The organism is Flavobacterium sp. ACAM 123, from assembly GCF_000264055.1.
Lineage (GTDB): Bacteria > Bacteroidota > Bacteroidia > Flavobacteriales > Flavobacteriaceae > Flavobacterium.
The window spans coordinates 1-19,703 of sequence record NZ_AJXL01000035.1; the positions used below are offsets into that span (position 1 = coordinate 1).

At 36.3% G+C, this 19,703-nt stretch carries 17 protein-coding genes and 1 pseudogene; 1 reads left to right on the top strand and 17 read right to left on the bottom strand.

The features are described 5' to 3' along the window. Positions 1 to 147: 147 nt before the first annotated feature. Positions 148 to 1,249, bottom strand: a pseudogene (gene dprA / locus A3SG_RS19440) (DNA-processing protein DprA). Positions 1,250 to 1,352: 103 nt separating this feature from the next. Here dprA and A3SG_RS0108315 point away from each other — a divergent pair. After that, positions 1,353 to 2,288: an SPOR domain-containing protein gene (locus A3SG_RS0108315; protein WP_016989572.1), complete on the top strand. Its 936-nt coding sequence runs from the start codon at positions 1,353 to 1,355 to the stop codon at positions 2,286 to 2,288. A gap of 482 nt (positions 2,289 to 2,770) precedes the next feature. Here the strand turns inward: A3SG_RS0108315 and A3SG_RS0108320 are convergent, their stop codons facing one another. From A3SG_RS0108320 to mnmG, 16 genes are all read right to left on the bottom strand, one after another. After that, on the bottom strand, positions 2,771 to 3,439 hold the full coding sequence (locus tag A3SG_RS0108320) for a hypothetical protein (RefSeq protein WP_016989573.1): 669 nt from the start codon (positions 3,437 to 3,439) through the stop codon (positions 2,771 to 2,773). A 702-nt stretch (positions 3,440 to 4,141) separates the two neighbouring features. Beyond that, positions 4,142 to 4,450 (bottom strand): EthD family reductase, encoded by a 309-nt coding sequence (locus A3SG_RS0108325; RefSeq protein WP_029596685.1) that lies wholly within the window; start codon positions 4,448 to 4,450, stop codon positions 4,142 to 4,144. Between the two features lie 253 nt (positions 4,451 to 4,703). After that, positions 4,704 to 5,252 carry a carboxymuconolactone decarboxylase family protein gene (locus A3SG_RS0108330; RefSeq protein WP_016989575.1) on the bottom strand — a complete coding sequence of 183 codons (549 nt, stop codon included), beginning with the start codon at positions 5,250 to 5,252 and terminating at the stop codon, positions 4,704 to 4,706. A gap of 71 nt (positions 5,253 to 5,323) precedes the next feature. Then, the gene (locus tag A3SG_RS0108335) at positions 5,324 to 5,887 is read right to left on the bottom strand and encodes a TetR/AcrR family transcriptional regulator (protein WP_016989576.1); all 564 of its coding nucleotides are present in this window, start codon (positions 5,885 to 5,887) and stop codon (positions 5,324 to 5,326) included. A gap of 206 nt (positions 5,888 to 6,093) precedes the next feature. After that, on the bottom strand, positions 6,094 to 6,417 hold the full coding sequence (locus A3SG_RS19445; RefSeq protein WP_016989577.1) for a hypothetical protein: 324 nt from the start codon (positions 6,415 to 6,417) through the stop codon (positions 6,094 to 6,096). A gap of 122 nt (positions 6,418 to 6,539) precedes the next feature. Then, positions 6,540 to 7,436, bottom strand: coding sequence for a 3-hydroxyacyl-CoA dehydrogenase (locus A3SG_RS0108345; RefSeq protein ID WP_016989578.1), 897 nt, complete (start codon positions 7,434 to 7,436; stop codon positions 6,540 to 6,542). Positions 7,437 to 7,665: 229 nt separating this feature from the next. Beyond that, entirely contained in the window at positions 7,666 to 8,880 is a 1,215-nt protein-coding gene (locus tag A3SG_RS0108350; RefSeq protein ID WP_016989579.1) for a multidrug effflux MFS transporter, read from the bottom strand. Between the two features lie 127 nt (positions 8,881 to 9,007). After that, positions 9,008 to 9,412, bottom strand: a complete 405-nt coding sequence (locus tag A3SG_RS0108355; protein ID WP_016989580.1) for an OsmC family protein — start codon at positions 9,410 to 9,412, stop codon at positions 9,008 to 9,010. Positions 9,413 to 10,234: 822 nt separating this feature from the next. Continuing rightward, complete coding sequence (locus A3SG_RS0108365; RefSeq protein ID WP_016989582.1) at positions 10,235 to 10,708, bottom strand: hypothetical protein; 474 nt, start codon at positions 10,706 to 10,708, stop codon at positions 10,235 to 10,237. A 110-nt stretch (positions 10,709 to 10,818) separates the two neighbouring features. Next, positions 10,819 to 11,331 (bottom strand): RNA polymerase sigma factor, encoded by a 513-nt coding sequence (locus A3SG_RS0108375; protein ID WP_016989584.1) that lies wholly within the window; start codon positions 11,329 to 11,331, stop codon positions 10,819 to 10,821. Positions 11,332 to 11,487: 156 nt separating this feature from the next. Then, positions 11,488 to 12,135: a hypothetical protein gene (locus tag A3SG_RS0108380; protein WP_016989585.1), complete on the bottom strand. Its 648-nt coding sequence runs from the start codon at positions 12,133 to 12,135 to the stop codon at positions 11,488 to 11,490. Positions 12,136 to 12,728: 593 nt separating this feature from the next. Continuing rightward, positions 12,729 to 13,184, bottom strand: coding sequence for an energy transducer TonB (locus tag A3SG_RS19450; protein WP_016989586.1), 456 nt, complete (start codon positions 13,182 to 13,184; stop codon positions 12,729 to 12,731). Between the two features lie 61 nt (positions 13,185 to 13,245). Beyond that, positions 13,246 to 15,516, bottom strand: a complete 2,271-nt coding sequence (locus tag A3SG_RS0108390) for a helix-turn-helix domain-containing protein (RefSeq protein ID WP_016989587.1) — start codon at positions 15,514 to 15,516, stop codon at positions 13,246 to 13,248. A gap of 222 nt (positions 15,517 to 15,738) precedes the next feature. Then, on the bottom strand, positions 15,739 to 16,326 hold the full coding sequence (locus tag A3SG_RS0108395; protein WP_016989588.1) for an OmpH family outer membrane protein: 588 nt from the start codon (positions 16,324 to 16,326) through the stop codon (positions 15,739 to 15,741). Between the two features lie 251 nt (positions 16,327 to 16,577). Further along, positions 16,578 to 17,426 carry a class I SAM-dependent methyltransferase gene (locus A3SG_RS0108400; RefSeq protein WP_016989589.1) on the bottom strand — a complete coding sequence of 283 codons (849 nt, stop codon included), beginning with the start codon at positions 17,424 to 17,426 and terminating at the stop codon, positions 16,578 to 16,580. Positions 17,427 to 17,742: 316 nt separating this feature from the next. Further along, positions 17,743 to 19,614: a tRNA uridine-5-carboxymethylaminomethyl(34) synthesis enzyme MnmG gene (gene mnmG, locus A3SG_RS0108405; protein ID WP_016989590.1), complete on the bottom strand. Its 1,872-nt coding sequence runs from the start codon at positions 19,612 to 19,614 to the stop codon at positions 17,743 to 17,745. Between the last annotated feature and the right edge of the window lie 89 nt (positions 19,615 to 19,703).

The following is a 19,703-nucleotide window of genomic DNA, read 5'->3' on the forward strand; positions in this document are numbered from 1 at the left end:
AATAATAAGTATTAAAGTAATTGAACGAGTAGAGGAATAAATGAATATTTTGCAAATACAGCAGTAATCGATTATTAGGCTTTGAAGCTATTTCATAAAAGAATGTATAATCACCCTTTCTTTTTCAAAATCGAAAGGGTTTTTATTTCAAATCGCTTCAAATAACTTCCCCGGCAAAGGCCGAATCACGCCTTTCAATTCCATATTCAATAGCATTCCTGAAATCCTGTAAATTAGGAAAGTCACAACGCAAAGCAATAATATCCATCACTTCCTTTCCTGTTTTTAACAGGTAATCGTATACTTTTTGCTCGTCATCATCTAAGGTCACAAACAATTGTTTCTGTACTGGTTTTGTCTTTGTCTGGATATCCCAATTCAAGATATAAACCAGATCAGCGGCGCTGGTAAGTACGTTTGCTTTTTGGGTTTTAATTAGATTATTACAACCTTGACTGTATTTATCAGTGACTCGCCCTGGAACCGCAAAAACATCGCGGTTATAATCATTCGCTATATTAGCAGTAATCAACGAACCGCCTCTATCTGCTGATTCTATGACAATCGTAGCTTCGCTCATTCCGGCAACGATTCTATTTCTACGCACGAAGTTTTCTTTATCCGGATTTGAAGTGCTCCAAAACTCCGTCATGAATCCGCCGTTCTCTTCGACTTTGGCGACATACTTTTTGTGAGTTTTAGGATAGATTTGGTTCAAACCATGCGCTACTATGCCTATTGTCTGTAAATTGTGTTCTATCGCTAGTTGATGCGCGACGATATCAACTCCATACGCAAAACCACTAACGATTATTGGATCCAGCGGAGCCAAATCGGCGATCAATTTACGACAGAATTCCGTACCATAAGACGTGATTTGTCGTGTCCCAACAATACTGATTATTTTTCTGTTTTTTAAATCAATTTTTCCCGAGGTAAACAACAACAAGGGGCCGTCAATACAATGCTTTAACCGCTCGGGATAATTCTCGCCTTGAAAATGCACGACATTGATCTCGTTTGTTCGTATGAACTCCAGTTCTGCATTGGCTTTATCAAAAACAGCCTGGTTTTTTAGGTTTCTAAGTAAGATCGAACCCACGCCATCAATGGCGGCAAGTTGAGTGGTCTTCGTTTTAAAAACTGCCTCGGCACTACCGCAATGAGTTAGAAGCTTCTTGGCCATAATATCCCCTACACCCTCCACTCTTTGCAATGCCAATAGATAAAATAAATCTTGTTCTGTCATGCTATATATTTGTAGTTGAAATGTATAAAAAAATTACGCTGATTGTTAATAAAAATTGTGAATAAAATTTTGATAAGTATTTTGGTTGTATAACTTTGTATGCATGAACATCGAACCTTACATCGCAGAGCTTTTATATCGTTATCAATGTGTTACCGTTCCTGGACTCGGTGCATTTTTGACTGAAATTCAATCGGCTCATTGGGTTGAAAGCGCTAATTCCTTTTTTCCTCCAAAAAAAATGATCTCTTTCAATGCCAATCTGAAAAATAACGATGGCCTGTTAGCCAACCATATTGCTCAAGCAGAAAAAACCTCTTATGATTATGCCGTAAGCGCTATTCAATATGAAGTATTGAACTGGAAAAAGGCATTAGAGGCAAATGGTGATTTTTCGATAAAAAACATTGGAAACATCAGTCTTAACGCAGACAACAACATTGTTTTCAAACCTTTGGACCAGACCAATTATTTGTCGAGTTCTTTCGGTTTAAGCGCCTTTGTTTCTCCGGTTGTAAAAAGAGAAAATTTCGAACAAAAAATTGAAGCACTAGAAGAGAATACCGTAATTACTTTAAACACTGAAGAAAGAAGTGGTCGTTCGTATTTACAATATGCCGCCATTTTTATTTTAGGGTTGGGATTAACGGCAAGTATTGGTTATTCCGTATATCAAAACCAAATCGCCTCCGAAACTGTACTGGTTGAAACAGCCGTTCAAAAACAGGTAAACAATAAAATTCAAGAAGCCACCTTCTTTATAAAAAGCCCGATGCCAGCGGTAACGCTTTCTGTAAAAGAAAGTAAAATGTCCTATCACATCATGGCAGGTGCATTTAGAGAAGAAAAGAATGCCGACAAGATATTCAAACGTCTCTCTAACTTAGGATACAAAGCCAGACGCATCGCTGTTAATAAATATGGTTTATATCCGGTACTTTATGGAAGTTATGCTACCTATGCAGAAGCAGACAAAGCAAAAAAAGAAATACAGAAAACAGACAATCCAGAAGCTTGGCTTTTGATTGAGTCGCTGTAATATAAAACCCAAGATGGTTTAGACCTAACCCCCAAAAAGCGAAAAGCTATTTGGGGGTGTTTTTTTAGGAGCAATCTCCAGCTATCCGCTTTATCTTTTTTGGTCTCGTTAAAAAACGAGACCAAAAAAGGATGGCGCTGCTATCTGGGCTAGGCATTAGAATGTCTATGATGTTTGACATCACAACAGGTCTTTTTTAAGCGGTTTAGAGTGTGATTGTATGTTCAAACACTACTACCGATTGTATGCTCAATCTAGTCCAATTACATTGTACCGTTTTCGTATTACATCCGTTATATACCAAAACATAAATTCGTTCGCTATAAATTGTCTACATAAGAATTCCTACTTACGTCCTATTTGTCATTCTATCGAAGGAAGAATCTCCATATTCCGTACAATCTACTTTTCTAAAAAGCTGATTTCTCATAACGATGCAAACATAAAATGACAAGGGAGAATTGAATTAGTTTGTGGGCCATCTATATACTAACAATGTCTGTATTCTTAAACTCCTCTTCACTACTTCCGTTTTCATTAGTTTTGCCTTCAGCAATCATGTTTAACATCATTGAATTTATTACTCGGCTTTTACTTAAATCCTGTTCTATAATGCTTGCCATGTGAAATACTCCCAGAGTTTCACGATTTGACTTAGAGTTGCTGTTGTTAATCAAAACAATTTTATAGCTGTCTTTGTCAAATGGTGACACTTCAGAGATATAAGGTTTGAGCGCTGACTCGTCTTCTTTAATTATCGGATTGAACCGAACAGCATCATCTTTTAGAGCGGCCTCGCTTTCCCTTGAAAATTTGTGATAATCGGCTAAGTATAACTTGCTTTGTATTTCACTGGGCTCGTATCCCAGCATAAGAAAAGATTGGTCGCCAGCATTGTCTAAGTGGAACGGCGTACTGACTTGTTGGTCAAAACGCCCTAACCATTGATAGGCTAAACGTTTATCAAATCGTGTAATTGTACACTTTGATAATTCGGTCTTTAGTTCTACCATAATTGTCCTAAGTTGATTGGAACCTATTTGTTTCCCAAAATCAAGGTGGACAAAGCCTGGTTTATCAGTATCTTTTCTAAACACATTGTTCATACAATACTGCGCAATATTTTTTATATTAACCTCTCTTATTTCCATTTTGGTTTAATTTAAATCATGTGTCGCTCTAAAAATAGCACTTTTATTCACTGATTATTTAATGGTTTACGTTTATTTGTTCTGCGTGTCTGCGCCCCCTTTTTTCAACTAATTTCTATTTTTCTGTTTTAAGAGCAATATCTGGTTCACACACTTCGGCAGCCTCTATCTCTTTTGCTTTTGTAAAAAAATGAGCTCACAAGAGCATACCGCTATTGCGTCGTTAGGGAATGGATTAGCCATGATGTTTTTTATACCAAAAAGCCACTTTTTAAGCAGTTTAAGGCGTAGTTTTTTATTTAATTACATGCTGCAGTCCAAACGCATAACAAGTTTTAAATACCCTGTTTTAATACCATTAGCATCGAGATTGTTTAGCACTCCTCTTGTATTATACCAAAACTGTTTTTACTAAAGCATAAATTCTTTGGTATTAGACTTGAAGTCCTAACAAAGCAGGCGCGGCAAAGACAAAGCACTTTTAATTTCGTTTGCTGTGACCAATATAATTTCGCGTTAATAAGGATTAGTCTAGTCATGACGGTATCTGTTTGAACCATTTCATCTCGAGTACAGCATTTTCGAAAACAATTGCATAAAAAAAGCAACCTTTTTACAAGTTGCTGTATTGTAAGAACCGCGTTGCATGCGATGCATTTTGTATCTCTAATAAAAGAGCATCAACAGATTTAAATTTGATTGTTAAATAATCGCACTAATTTGAAGTTCTCCAACCACATTAGTGTAGTTAGGTATATCTGCCGCAAATTTTGCCGCATGAGGCGCAAAAGAGGACTGAAAAGACTCTACAGAATCAAATGTTAAATGTCCTATTGCCACATAAGGTGCTAATTCGCCAGGCTCTCTACCTCCTATTCCTACATTGAATTCTATGCTTATCAACGCATCGCCTAAGGATTGAGCTATCATGGGAAGGTGAGAATTTTTATAATAATCGACATCAAAGGTCGTCTCAGGACCGTTTGGATACATTATGCTAACTTTGATCATAACTGTTTGTTTTTAAAATTAGAGTGAAGTATAGTCTCCCGCATCTCTTTTGCGAATCCTATACCCGTTTGTTGTATAAAGATATAAATAACAAGTCACAAACCTGATTTTATGTACTTTACATTGTTCCCGCAGCCCGACCTGAGTGGAGCTCTTTTTTGTGTAGTGTAACGGAACAAAAAAAGCGCGAACGGAGGGCGGATGGTCTGCCCAAATAATTACATTACAGCTGGTGACTTGCTATTCTTTTTAATTATTTCTTCCAAGCAAATTTTTGGAATGCAGCATCTACCGGGGTGTTTGCAATATGGTTAGTGTAGTTACTGATTACTTTTTGAGACAATCCTAAAATGATATCTAAAACTTGTCTTTCACCGTATCCTGCAGTGTAGAATGCTTCCAACTCTTCTTTAGAAACCTGACCGCGATTACGAACAATAATTAAAGTCATGTCACGTAAAGCTTCTAATTTTGGGCTTTCAAGTGGCGTTCTGTCGCGTAGAGCTGTTGTAATAGCTTCATCTACTTTCATCATTGCCGCAATTCCGGTATGTGCCGGCACACAGTAATGACATTCATGCTCTACGTTAATAGTTTGCCATACCACAGTCAACTCTTCGTTGTCAAAAGAGGAATCTACAAATAATTCGTGTATGCTTTGGTATGCTTTAAGTATCCCTGGAGACCCTGCTAAAACGCCGTGTAGTCCTGGTATCATACCATATGCTTTTTGAGAGTCTTCTAATAATGGTTTGCTTGCTTCTGGAGCCGATTCGATGTTGTGTACTTTTAATGTTGTCATGGTATTATTCTTTAAATATTAGTATTTAATTTATATCTAAGCATATGCTTAGTTTATGGTCAAAAAAAAGCTTATAGGTTATTGAAAGTTACTTCAATATAATCCTCGATTTCTTTTGTAGTGTTCACTCTTGAAGCAGCCGCCAAACCATGTTTTGCCAATACTAAGTAGTTGGCTTGCTTTACTATGGTTGCTTCGTCTTTCGTTTTATCCATTCTTAATTTTTCGATGAATATTTCCTTAAGGTTATTCATGAATTCAGCCATTTGCTCCTTAATCTTCTGGTCTTCATCTTCAGCAAATTCGTTATAAGTATTAGTCAGTAAGCAACCCTTCTGATCGCCCATTTCAGACGGAATTCTTATGGAATCGTAAAAAAAATCTTTAATGTCATTCACTCCGCTAGTAGCATTTTTGAGTTTTTCAAACATACTGTTTACTTTGCTTTTGTAACATTTTAGACTTTCTAAAAAAACGCCCTGTTTGTTTCCAAAACTGGCATAAATAGAAAATTGGTTAATGCCCATTTCTTTTTCCAACATACGTACAGAGGTATTTTCATATCCATTGCGCCAGAACAAAGACATTGCTTTTTCTATCACCTCCTGTTCATTATATTGTTTACTTCTTGCCATTACTATTTTAATACGGTACAAAACTAAGCACTTGCTTTGAAATAAAAAAACATTTTACTGTTTTTTTAACATTTAACTCATTAAGGCTTTACAAATCAGTGTTTTTGAGTTTTTTAAGCAACGGAAAATAAGCCGTGGAGTTTGCAACTAAAAAAACGCCCCATGTATGAAAATACGCGGGGCGTTTTTTAATATTAAGTAACGTGTCATTTATGCGACCCTAAATATTTATTTATCAACGTCATGAAAAAGGGCTTTTTAGACTTTGTTTTGCTGTCTAAAATTGCACTACTTTTATTTTCATAGATTCCCCAAACACAATTAGAGAATTCACCAGCGGCAAATTCGATATTAATTTCTGGATTTCCAATCTTATAAATAGTAAAATTATACTGCTGACCGTAAAGAGGGTCTTTTATGTTAATCTTTTCTCCTGTCTCTACCCATTTATATTTCCAAATATTTATACCGTTGATTTCATATTTTTCGCCGTCACTAATTGTCTTCGTATGTTGCCAATTTGCTACCATAGTTCTGTTGGGATAAAATTACTGCTAACCCTCACCGAACCTTCGCGAGGGATTTAAACGACTTCCGTTTTTCTCCTTCTATGCTGATGGCACCAACATTTAGTACAGGAATAGCGGTCTGCCTATTTTAGAAAATCAGCATCGGCATATCTTGGATTTGGATATTTGTAAAATCCTTCCCCACTGCTTACTCCCATTTTCCCTTTATCGATAAAATCTGATTTAATGATGGCAGCACGATCAAGCCTTTTTTGGTCTCCTAATTTTGTACCCCAAAGCATGCTTACATTATACGCCGTCTGCATCCCTATCTTATCTAGGATACCAAAAGGGCCCATTTTCGTTCCCATGGTAATCATCCAGGTTTTGTCAATGCTTTCAACATCTGAAACTCCGTTAAAAAATAATTCTTGCGCCGCAGTGAGTAATGGCACCATTAAGGTATTTAATATGTATCCATTTTGCTCTTTGTGTATTGGAATGGGTATCATCCCAATTTCAGAGGCAAACTGCACCACTCTTTCAAATATTTCAGGGTCTGTATCTGCATGTCCCATCACTTCCCCAATATTCGTGTCCCATATTCCATTAGCAAAGTGCAGCGCTAAAAACTTTTCGGGACGACCCGTATAGGCAGCATAATCGCTGGGCAAAGTGGTGGAAGAATTGGTAGTAAAAATTGTTTTTTCTGGTGCAACTTTCGCCAACTCTTTGTAAAAACTTATTTTAATTTCCACGTTTTCAGGAACAGATTCACTCAGTAAATCAGCGTTCTTTAAGGCTTCAGCCAAATTCGTTGAATAGCTTAATCTACTTAACGTTTGTTCGATGTCTTCTTTCGAAGCTCCTCTACGCGTACTGAACAGTTCAGCATATTGTTTGTGAAATGCTTTACTCACTTCTAATCCTTTGTCAAAAGCATCATAAACCATTACATTAAACCCCATGAAAGCGGTTTGCCAAGCGATTTGTGAGCCTAATGTTCCCCCTCCTGCAATCGTTACATTTTCTATTTTCATCCTGTTTAAATTTATTCGATTTTTTTATATTGGCCAAAACTTGTGCATCGGTACGACAAACGTCGTCCATTACATACACTCAAATATATAACAATTATCTTACGCCGATTGCTAATGGTATCACAATAAATAAACAGACTCGGTAGCCGCGACGGCAGTGGAAAAATTGACGAGCAGAAGTGTATTCCCTGCAAGATAACTGCGTCAGTTCGCTTGCTTGGGTGCTTTTTTAAGGAGTCAGAGTGCCTCGTTTCTCATCTATTTTTAAGTAAATAAGCAAACTAATGGACAGGGCCGCGCATATTGAAAAACCAACAAACAGCGGCAACGCTGTTTCAGCAATAAACCGTCCAATATAGATACTGATAGGAACAGCCATTATAGTCGAAATAAAGCCCGTGACAGCTGCTGCAATTCCGGCGATATGCCCTACTGGTTCCATCGCCATGGCACGTAAATTGCCGAAAAGAAAACCGATACTGAAAAATTGAAGTGCAAAAAACAGCAGCAAAATACGAACATCTGGATTTGGCATATTATAGAATAGCGCGATATAAGTCACCGAAACTAGAAAAAAGGAAACTAAAGCTGTGGTAATCAATTTTTCCATCCCGTACTTTATTACCAATACTCCGTTGAGGAAAACGGCTGCACCTATTGATATTGCCAATCCGGCAAAAATGTATGGAAACTCTTCCTTCAAATCATATTGATTCTGAAATATTTGCTGGGAACTGCTGAGATACACCATAAAAGATCCGGTAACAAACCCCGCAATAATGGTAAAACCAAAGGTCCTCTTGTATTTTGTTAGTTCCTTGCACTCGCTAATAAAACCTTTTTTAGAAAAAATTTTCTTGTTTTCAACGGATAAAGTCTCCGGTTGTCGTTTCCAGAACCACCACGAAACCAAAATACTGATAAAAACCTGAACATAGAAAATCCCGTGCCAATTGTAGTAATCAAGAATAAATTTACCCATGGCTGGAGCAATCACGGGAACTAATATAAAAACAACGGTGACAAAGGACATGATACGCGCCATATAATCTCCGCTGTACATATCCCGAATAATAGCAATGCTCATCGTTCTGGGTGCAGAAAGGCCTATTCCTTGCAAAATCCTTCCTATAACCATCACTTCTAGACTTGTCGCATTTACACAAATGAAACTAGCCGCAATAAACAAGGCAAAACCCATGTAAACTACTGGCTTTCTACCAAAACTATCGGAAAGCGGGCCAAAAACCAATGGGCCAAACCCAAGACCAAGAAAAATCATCGTGATAAGCAATTGGTTATCCACGACTTCAGTAGTACCAATAGTAATCCCAATAATATCTAGCGCCGGCAATAAGGCATCAATCGCTAATGCCACCACGGACATTAAGGACGCCATAAGTGCGACAAATTCAAATTGAGAAGTTTGGATATTTTTTTGCATTAGGCAAAAATACGCTATTGATTTGGTTTCGGCACTGTTTTCTGGGATTCTAAGCGTCTTACTTTATGCCGTTTTAGCTGCAGCGGGTCAATTAAAAACCGAATTTACAATCGCTCACTTCCTCTTTCTAGACTGCTATTTTTTTTATTGTACCGCTAACTAAGCAGCTAGCTTTAACCGTATTGAAGATAGTTCCAAACTTTTCAATATTCTTTTGAAGTAAATCAATATTTAAACTTTCGTCTTGACTGTAGATGACCAATTCATACTGTATTTCATCCATTCTTGGTGGCTTTTCTAGTCGTATCGCATTTACCGTTAATTCTGCTTTTGAATATTCAAAATTCATCATCACCGAAAATCGCGCTACATTTTTAAGAATACAAGCCGAAAAGGATCCCAGAAACAACTCTGCCGGATTGGGTAAACTAGCTTCTGTATCAGGAGAAATCCCAAAACTAATCTCAGATTCTTTTATATGTACCGCAGCATTTTTATTAGAGGAAATACTGGCTTTTACAGAATAGTTCATAACTACTTGATTTTATATTGAAAATTGTGGAGTAAATAGTTACTATCAAATATACGACAAATTGGGTGTTATTTTATGATTAATAACAACAGATCTCACGGATAAATCAACTACACGTTAGCACGGAATTGTATTACGTGACCATAAAGAGAAGCAAGAAATTATAGTGGTTTAGCTAATGATGTAGAAGTAGTGTATTTTAGAGCTGTTCCTTAAAAAAGATAAGTAAGATAATGAAAAGTAGATCTATTGTGGATATGGTTTGTGGGCACGGATTGCAAATCCGCGCTATCAGTCTGGGTACAAACATATCCGCTCGCTCGGGTTTATGTCTTTGCGCGGAACGAAGCAATCTCAGCTGCTGCATCTAAAAATTTAGATACAAATCCGTCTTTTAAAACAAGACCAAGGACCATTCTCAAAAAAATAATATTAGTCCAATCTAAGCCCGATCGCAGTTTATTATTGGAAATCGATATTTATTATTTTGACCGCGTTGCAAACGCTACGTTTTGTTCATTAAATTTAAGTTGGTACTCGTTGAAAACGAGCACCAGAGTTGAGGACAAACGGGTGCCAGTTGGGGTTTCTCTTAAAAAAAGGTAGGTGTATTGTAGATACAGTTCGTGAGCACGGATTGCAAATCCGCGCTCACGATTTGGGAAAATCCGGGCGATCTGGACTCGACGAAGTCAAGCACCAGAGCTGAAGACAAACGAGGGCCAGTTGGGTAATAGTAAGTAGATCTATTGTGGATATGGTTTGTGGGCACGGATAAATACTAAAAGTATTCTGACTGACGTTTCTACAATTAAATATAGTTTACTCTAATTCAAACTCTTGAATATCATTTAATCGAGATTGTGCTTCCATTAATTCTTTATCCCATTTTTTATAAATATCCGTAGAAAACATTTTTAATAGTACTATAGTTCCGAATAAAATGAAAACACCTAAAGCAATAAAATTTGAAAAAATAGCGAGTTTAAAGATTATCTTTAAAAGAATAGGAATTGATGTTAATAACCATAAAGCTACAATGCCCATATCAAATTTAGAATATTTTAAAATATGAACTTGAAACTTATAAATTGTGCTCTGCAAATCAATAATATTCATCAAACTGTAATCCGCTTTTTTAAGTGGTAGGTGTTGAAAAAAGGAAAGAACCATTGCAACTGCGGCTATTACTGCAGGTAAACTATACACTAATTCCTCTTTTACTTTCCACGCAAGAGTTAATGATAACGCAGCATATAGCAATGCAATATTTCTACCCTTTATAGAAATATTCATATATTCCTCTAGTTTACTTTTTAGAATTTTGGATGGTTATTTCATTGATTCTTTTTTCATTTACCTCAATTCTCTCGATTAGTTTCTCTTGGTCTTTTTTCCAGATTTCTTTAAGCTCGTTTACTTCCATCTTGATGTATTTTTTTTAATTTATTTTTAATTCTGTTTATTTTACTTCCTACGTTTGTCTCTGTAATACCAATAATTTCGCTAATTTCTACATAACTGAAATCTTCTAAATAAAGTAAAATAAGAGCTTTATCAAATTCATTTAATTGATCAATAAATTGGTTTAAAATCTTTACATTGTCTATGTCATCATGATCTTGTTCCGCATATTCTTTTTCAATAAATATGGAATCAATAGATATATTGGAGATGGTACTTGCTGTTTTTCTGTAGAAAGAAATAGCAACATTCATTGCAATTCTATACATCCATGTCGAAATTTTGTAGGTATCATTATATTTATCTAGTGCCTTCCATAACTGTATTAAAATCTCTTGTTCGAGATCTTTCTTGTCTTCGGTATCCTTGCAGTAAATAGTTATAACCTTATACAAGATTCCTTTATTTTCTTTAATGATTTCCTGAAACCGATTTAGTTTTATGTTTTCGTTCACGATTCTCTTTTATTGATATAGTATTATTCGCATTCGATCACAAAAAATCACAGTTTAGGACTAATTTCTTTTAAATTTAGAAATAATGTTATGGTTAAAACAAAAGATTAAAGGAATATTACTGATCCAAATAGCTTATAGTTAAGTTCAAATACTCTATTTAAAACTAGTTATTGTGGTCACTGCTTTCAATACAAGCACTTTAGAAAACTCTCCAAAATAACTAATATAATCGCCTCTTGAAGAGATAACGACAAAACTACTACATGAATAATGATGTTGAAAAAAGAGTCTTTCAATATGATTTCCAGGATCTTGAATCCACTCCTTGAATCCATCATTTTTACCATATAGTCCAACAGCATCTTTATAAATGTATATAATTGTTGATTTTTTTATTTTATTAATTCCTTTTTCCATTTTGTTGAACGATTTTCTCACTGTTCTTCTAGTAGCAGAACCACTGGAATTACACCAATCTTTTCCTGGGTAATAAATTATGACTATTGGTTTTGAGGAATCAATTTTATTATTTGATGCGGAACTTAGCATTAAATCAAAGGTTTCTTTATTTTGTATCGTTCCTTGCTCCTCTCTAACTAAAAGAACTTTATGATTAATAGAATCACCTTGGATGTCCAAAAATTTATTTGTCCGTCTTATGTTTTCAAATTCTTTTTGAGTAAGTGGGCTATAATTTTGATCGAAATATTTAATGACATTCTTTTCACTATCCTGACTTTGTGAGTATGAGAAATTTGAAATTAAAATATTAATACAAATTATTTGAAGTACTTTTTTCATATTTGATACCACTTTAAGATAGGTCTGATAGACATCACACCCTATTGTTATTCAAATATATAATAAATATCTTACCATTGGTAATTATAAAAAACCAAAATCTATCCTTAGCCCAGATAGCAGTGGAAATCCTTTTGGGGCGGAAGTATATGCCCCACAAGATTGCAACGGATAGCGGGAGGATTCGTTCTTAAAAACCATTATCGTTGTGCTACTAAAAAGCTAAAAATAAAAACTAATTCAAGGTCGCTTTGTACATTCGGGCTTCGTTCCACTTGAATTTATCACTGTTTTTCTCCATTAATGCATTGAGCGATTCCTCTTTATATCCTTGGAAAGCTTGTGCTAAGGTCTGTATTTTATCTTCGGGTTTAATATTGAAATTGTCACTTTCAAATATACGATTATTACATGATGAATGGTCACTAGAATATATGAACTAGATTGTTGAATATAATTGTGAGATTGCTGCATCCAAAAAATTTAGATACAAATTCGTATTTTAAAATAAACCATAAAATCATTTGGATCGCACATCCACATTAACGATCCAGTTAGGTAAATGTCTGCGGGCTCGGCTGTGTATAAAGTTACTAGGGCAGCTGAATTGGGATTGCATATAAACATCTAACGGGCTTACCATTTACCATTGCAGGTGTCCACTTGGGCATCATCATTAAAACTCTTTCTGCTTCTTTTCCAATACCGTAGCCCAAATCTTTTATTATCGAAATATTAGAAATATTGCCATCTTTTTCTATAATAACGGTTGTACTGATTTTACCTTTAATTTTTTGACCGTTAATTAGGGGGACTTGATAATTCATTTTTACGAACTCGTCCAATTTTATCCATCCTCCAGGAAAAATAGGCTTTACCTCTACTCCTAAAACATTATAAATAGCATCTTCGTTTAAATTGTTCATATCATCACTAGGCGCTGTGCAAACAATGACCTGAATCGAATCATTTTTTATCTGTTTATATTTGGGTTGTCCAAAACAAAAAGCAATAAAAAACAAAAAAAATGAGTGAAATAACTTTTTCATAAAATCACTAATAAATTATTAAACCATTAATTGTAAAGTAAATGATAAACGATTACAAGCTCTAATTTAAGGTCGCTTTGTACATTCGGGCTTCGTTCCACGTGAATTTATCACTGTTTTTCTCCATTAATGCATTGAGCGATTCTTCTTTATATCCTTGGAAAGCTTGCGCTAATGTCTGTATTTTATCCTCGGGTAAAACCTCCGTAATAGACACGGCTTTAGTTTGTATCAGTTGGACAAAATGCGAGTAAATAGTTTGTTTTGTAAGCACTCTGATGGTGGCAATATCCGCAATTGAATTTTTTTCTACCCACAATTCATAGGTTTCCTGAACGGTAGATTTTTTGGGTGCTTTCTTAGTCGCTTTTTTAGAAGTATAACGTTGCAAGTCGGCTTCGTCCTCGATTAAAGTGACATTTTCTTTCTTGAATTGGCTTTGAATCGCTTCCGTTTTTCTGCTGATGTACCTTTTTATTTCATCAGAAGTTAGTTTTTCTTTCGAAATAGTTTCGCCCGCAACAACGGTTTCTATCAAAAGCTTGGCTTTCATCAATCGCAAAACGGCTTTTGTCTGTAATTCTTCGAGCACAATCAGCTCGTCATAATAGGCCTTGCTTTTCTTGACACGCTTCACTTCTTCCAATTTCCATAAGATTTCAAAAACCAAGTCGTCCATGGGTTTGAAGAAATACCCAAAAGCGGCTTCAATCCTCTCAGAAACATGAATTAAATCGACGGTTTCGTTATTGAATATTTTGTTGAGTTGCCCCATGAATTTTTTTGATGGATCCAAAAGGGAATCGATGGTTTCCATTTGCTTTGTGGCCCAAAGTGCATGTTTTGATTTAGCGGAACTCTCCGACTTATCGCCATAGCTGTACTTGTGATTGCGCCATTCCTGTGCTAAAGTAGCCCAGTCAAAACTGTGCATCAAATAGTTATGGATGAAATTCTTAGTTTCAAAATGTAGGGAATTTTTCAACAATTCATCTGAAGCCTTGTTTAAAGAGTAATCCATTACATCCTGGTCGTTAGAAATCCCGTTCATACGCAACGGAGATAACAAAATAAGCCCTTCTAACGAACGTAAACGCGATAACGCGACATAAGCCTGACCTGGCATAAAAACTTGCGAAACATCAATCGCGGCCTTGTCAAAAGTCAATCCTTGACTTTTATGCACCGTAATGGCCCATGCTAGTTTGATAGGATAATGAACAAAAGTTCCTAAAACCTCCTCCTCTATTTCCTTTGTAGCGGGATCGATTTTGTACCGGATGTTTTGCCATTCGTATTTTTCGACTTCTATCGTTTTATCTTCTTCCGGAAAATGAACCAGAATTTCCTGGCTCGAAAGGGATTTTATCACTCCCATTTTTCCATTGAAATAGTTCTTATCGGTCGAAAGATCGTTTTTCACGAACATCACCTGTGCCCCCAGTTTTAACTTTAAGCGTTCTTCTAGCGGGAAAATCTTCTCGGGAAAATCACCTACGATATCTGGCTTGTAAGTAATCAACTCCCCTTTTAAATCTTCCAAAGCTTGCGCGTTCATAGCATCTGCTTTGTTATTGTGCGTCGTTAGCGTGATATAACCTTTGTTGTTTTTTAAATCAAAATCAGGTTTAACATACTTATTCAGCGCCTGAACATCAGTCGCGGTAATCTGATTGTTTCGTAGATTGTTCAGAACCGAAATAAACTCGGTGTCGGTTTGACGGTATATTTTTGACAACTCAATGTACAAAGGCGGACTTTGCTGTACGGCATGCGAATGGAAAAAGAATTTTCCTTTGTAATAGTTGCGCAGCGTACGCCATTCCTCATCCCGAATTACTGGTGGCAATTGCAATAAGTCTCCGATGAATAATACTTGAACGCCTCCAAAGGGATTGGTGTTCTTGCGCACCGTTTGCATCATGTAATCCATCGCATCAAGCAAGTCAGCGCGGAGCATACTCACTTCGTCAATCACCAACAATTCCATATTGCGAATCACTGATTTCTTCAACCCACTCATTTTAAAATGCCGGCGCAAAGTATCCTTGGATTCAAATTTCACCGTATCTGTAAACTGGGAATCGACACCAAAGGCAGGAATAAATCCTCCAAACGGCAATTGAAACATGGAATGAATAGTAACACCGCCTGCATTCAAAGCGGCAATACCCGTAGGTGCAACTACCACCGTATTCTTATGGGTAGTTGCAATAATTTCTTTTAAAAGCGTGGTCTTCCCCGTACCTGCTTTTCCAGTTAGAAAAACAGAGCGCTGGGTCTGGTTGATGAACTGTAAGGTATAAGCAGCGGCTTCGGAAACGGTTTGCATAGACGTATAGATTAGAGACGGAATGTATTGGACCAAATTTTTAAGTTTTCTATCAAAAATGGAAATAGAAGAACGTAAAAGTACTTTTTTTTAAGGATTAAATCCTGTTTTGAAATACGAAACAAAAAGGAATGATCACGCAAGTACCAATAGATAAACCAAAAAAAAACCTCCTTTCTAATTCAAGAATGGAGGTTTGTTGATTATTAATAAAAAAGAAACTTATTTCTTTTCCTCTGTTTTATCTTCTGTTTTATCTTCTACTTTCTCTTCTGTTTTTGCAGCCGCTTTGTACTTGTCATTTAATGCCTTTATGATATCTTTTGTAATGTCGTATTTCTCTTCAGCATATAAAACGGATGCAGCATCACCTGTTCCATAGATATAAGAATATCCTTTTTCTTTACCATATGCTTTGATGAATTTTTTTACTCCACTTACTAAAGTGTCCATTTCTGTTCCACTTTCCTGTTGCAATTGTTGTGATAATGCTTGTTGTGCATAACTCAATTGTTGCTCTCTTTTTTGCAATTCAGCTCCTTTTTGCTGTGCCCAAGCTTGACCGTTTGCCTGTGCTTGGCTTTGAAAATTAGCAGCGTCTTGTTTGAAACGTTTAATCTCTGCGTCTAATTGTCTTCCTTTTTCTTCAGACTGTGCTTTATATTTTGCTTCAAGGTCTTTCGCTTCTGTATATTCTTTCATCAACACTGAAGTATCTACGTAAGCCGTTTTTACTTCTTTAACCTCTGCGGTTTTGTTACAAGCAATAACTGAAATAGAAATTGCGATAATTAATAATACTTTTTTCATTTTGGTTTATTTGTAATTTATGTGTTTACGTGTTTAGAGCAAAAATATAAAAAAATAGATAGTATCCTCATAAACTTTGAAAATTGGCTAAAATTTATACTATCAGATTTTCTTATTAAGAAGAATGAACTTATAACTTTATTCTATAAATATTGACTTTAAGAGCTCTCAAATAAGCCTCGAAATCAAAATAAGCAATACGAATGCACGCTATGAAGGAAATCGCGACTTAAATCACCTTAAAATTCAATTTATTTGTTTTTTAGGACGTAAATGTGGGATGAATACTCGTTGTTTTGCTTCGCTCTTATATTAGACTGTAATCCGACAAAAAAGGCCTTAATGAAATTCATTTTTCCGTGTTTGTATTTTTCTGACAACAGGCTGATATAAAAAGAGTCAAATTTCATCGGCAGTACTTTTTCTAATTCCATGTCTTCTTTTTCAAAAATTATTTTTATGGCTTTTTTCGAAAAGTGCCAGAAATGAATCGGCACATCATAAGCCGCCCAGAAGCTTCCGTAATATTTTGCATCGAAAGATTTAAAATTAGGAACGGCAACAATTAAAGTACCCGATGGTTTTAGCAATCGCTTCAATTCTTTTATTTGCTTATCCAGATTAGGAACATGTTCTAAAACATGCCACATCGTAATCACGTCAAAAGAATGGCTTTCCAATCCAGAAGTATCCTCCACAAATGAAACTGCTTTTTTCAATGCAATAGCTCTTGCTTTATCACTCGGCTCCACGCCTACTGTTTCCCAACCGTTCTCCTTGGCCACAGCCAAAAAATCTCCGGTTCCAGCACCAATGTCTAAAATACTTCCTTTATTAGGCTGCTGTGAATTGATCAACTGCAACTTGTTTTTTAAAGCAATGCCCTTTACAAAATGGTATGCCTTTTCAAATAACGATCGTTTCCCGTCCGTATGCGAAATGTAATCTTCGCTTTCATAATACTTACCCAAGTTATCTAAACTGGGTTGCGGATATGTAATTAACATGTCCGTCGTTTCATCGTGGTATAAGTCAAATGTTTCTTTGGAAACAGAATGATCTTTTATTGTAAGGAAATGTTTTTTATTTGAAATATCCATTGTTAGTTATCAGTCGTCAGTTTTCAGTCGTCAGTTTAATCGTGAAGCTTGAAAATCAAATATTAAAATTTATTTATTTTTATAACAGAAGCTCCTTAGCAATAACAAGGCTTACGGCCGTAGTTTCACGTGGAACATTTTTTTAGTGTTCAGTATTCAGCTGCCAGTAATCAGGTGGTGGTTTACATTATCATAAATAGTATTGTAGCAATTAAAATTTGAATATGTGTTTATCAAAAACAATTACACTTTCAGCACAACTCGAAACTATAACAAGCTACAAAACTAAACTGCTTACTAAAAACTGAACACTTCCTTACCTTCCCATGTAAATCAACAGCACCGACACGTCACTTGGGGAAACCCCGCTAATTCTCGATGCCTGTGAAATAGTCACCGGCCGAATTTTAGTTAGTTTTTGCCTGGCTTCAATGGACATCGATTTTATTTTATGATAATCAAAATCCTCTGGGATTTTCACATCTTCTAAACGAGTCAATTTATCCGCGTTATTTCTTTCTTTCTCTATATAACCAGAATACTTGACTTGGATTTCAGCTTGCTCTAAAATTTCCTCGTCTAAATCATTCGCTTCAATATAACTCTTCACTTTATCAAACTTCATGATATCATTCAAATCAATTTGAGGACGGGAAAAGACCTTAAATAATTTATCTCCTTGAGTGATCAGCGCAGTATCTTTTGATTCTAATATTGGGTTTGCTTCTGCAACACTAACACTAGTCTCTCTGAAAAAAGACACCATATTATTCGACTCTTTCAATTTATGCTCCATGCGACGCAAACGCAATTCAGAAGCCAATCCTATTTCATGTCCCTTAGGCGTCAATCTAAAATCGGCATTGTCCTGACGCAATAACGTACGGTACTCTGCTCGCGAGGTAAACATTCGGTAAGGCTCTTCTGTTCCCTTAGTAATCAAATCATCAATCAAAACCCCAATATAGGCTTCATCCCTTCTCAAAATCAAAGGCTCTTTTTCATGCACTTTCAAATGCGCATTAATCCCAGCCATCAATCCTTGGGAAGCCGCTTCTTCATAACCTGTGGTTCCATTAATCTGTCCAGCAAAATACAAACCTTCGACTAACTTAGTTTCTAAGGTATGTCTCAACTGCGTTGGCGGAAAGTAATCGTATTCGATCGCATAACCCGCACGCAGGAATTTCACGTTTTCAAAACCGGCAATAGACTTCATCGCCTTAAACTGAATATCTGCAGGAAGCGAAGTGGAAAAACCATTCACATAAACCTCACAGGTTTTCCATCCCTCCGGTTCGATAAACAACTGATGTCTTTCTTTGTCGGCAAAACGATTTATCTTGTCTTCAATAGACGGACAATATCTCGGTCCAAGGCTTCTAATTCTTCCGTTAAACATCGGAGAACGATCAAAACCTTCTCTTAAAATATCATGCACCTCTAGAGAAGTATAAGTCATATGACATGATCTTTGATGAGTCAAAGGCGTGGTTAAATCAGAATAAGAAAACTTATCCGGTTTAGCATCTCCTTTTTCCTCATTCATTTTCGAATAATCCAAAGAACGCCCGTCCACTCTCGGAGGTGTTCCCGTCTTCATTCTTCCAGCTTCGAAACCAGCATTGATTAAGTCTTCAGTAATTCCAACCGAAGCGCTTTCGCCTGCTCTTCCCCCACCGAAGTTTTTATCGCCAATATGGATTTGACCGTTAAGGAAAGTTCCGTTAGTCAACACCACCGACTTCGCTTTTATTTCAATACCCAGCGCGGTGCGTATTCCTTTTACTTTTCCATTTTCTATAATCAGGCCCTTCACCATCTCTTGGTAAAAATCCAGATTTGGAGTTCCTTCCAACATCAATCGCCATTCTTCCGCAAACCGCATACGGTCACTTTGAACTCTTGGCGACCACATCGCAGGTCCTTTTGATTTGTTCAACATCTTGAATTGGATAGCCGTCCTGTCTGAGACAATACCGGAGTACCCACCAAGCGCATCAATTTCACGCACGATTTGCCCTTTTGCAATTCCTCCCATAGCAGGATTACAAGACATTTGCGCAATGTTTTGCAGGCTCATGGTTACCAACAGGGTTTTTGAACCCAGGTTAGCTGCAGCAGCCGCAGCCTCAGAACCGGCATGACCAGCACCCACCACAATTACATCATATTCTTCTTGAAACATCTTATTATATGAATTTGTCCCGATATTCGGGGGTAAGATTCCAACACAAAAAATCGTTCGTATTGTTGAAATCTAAATTTATTTTATCG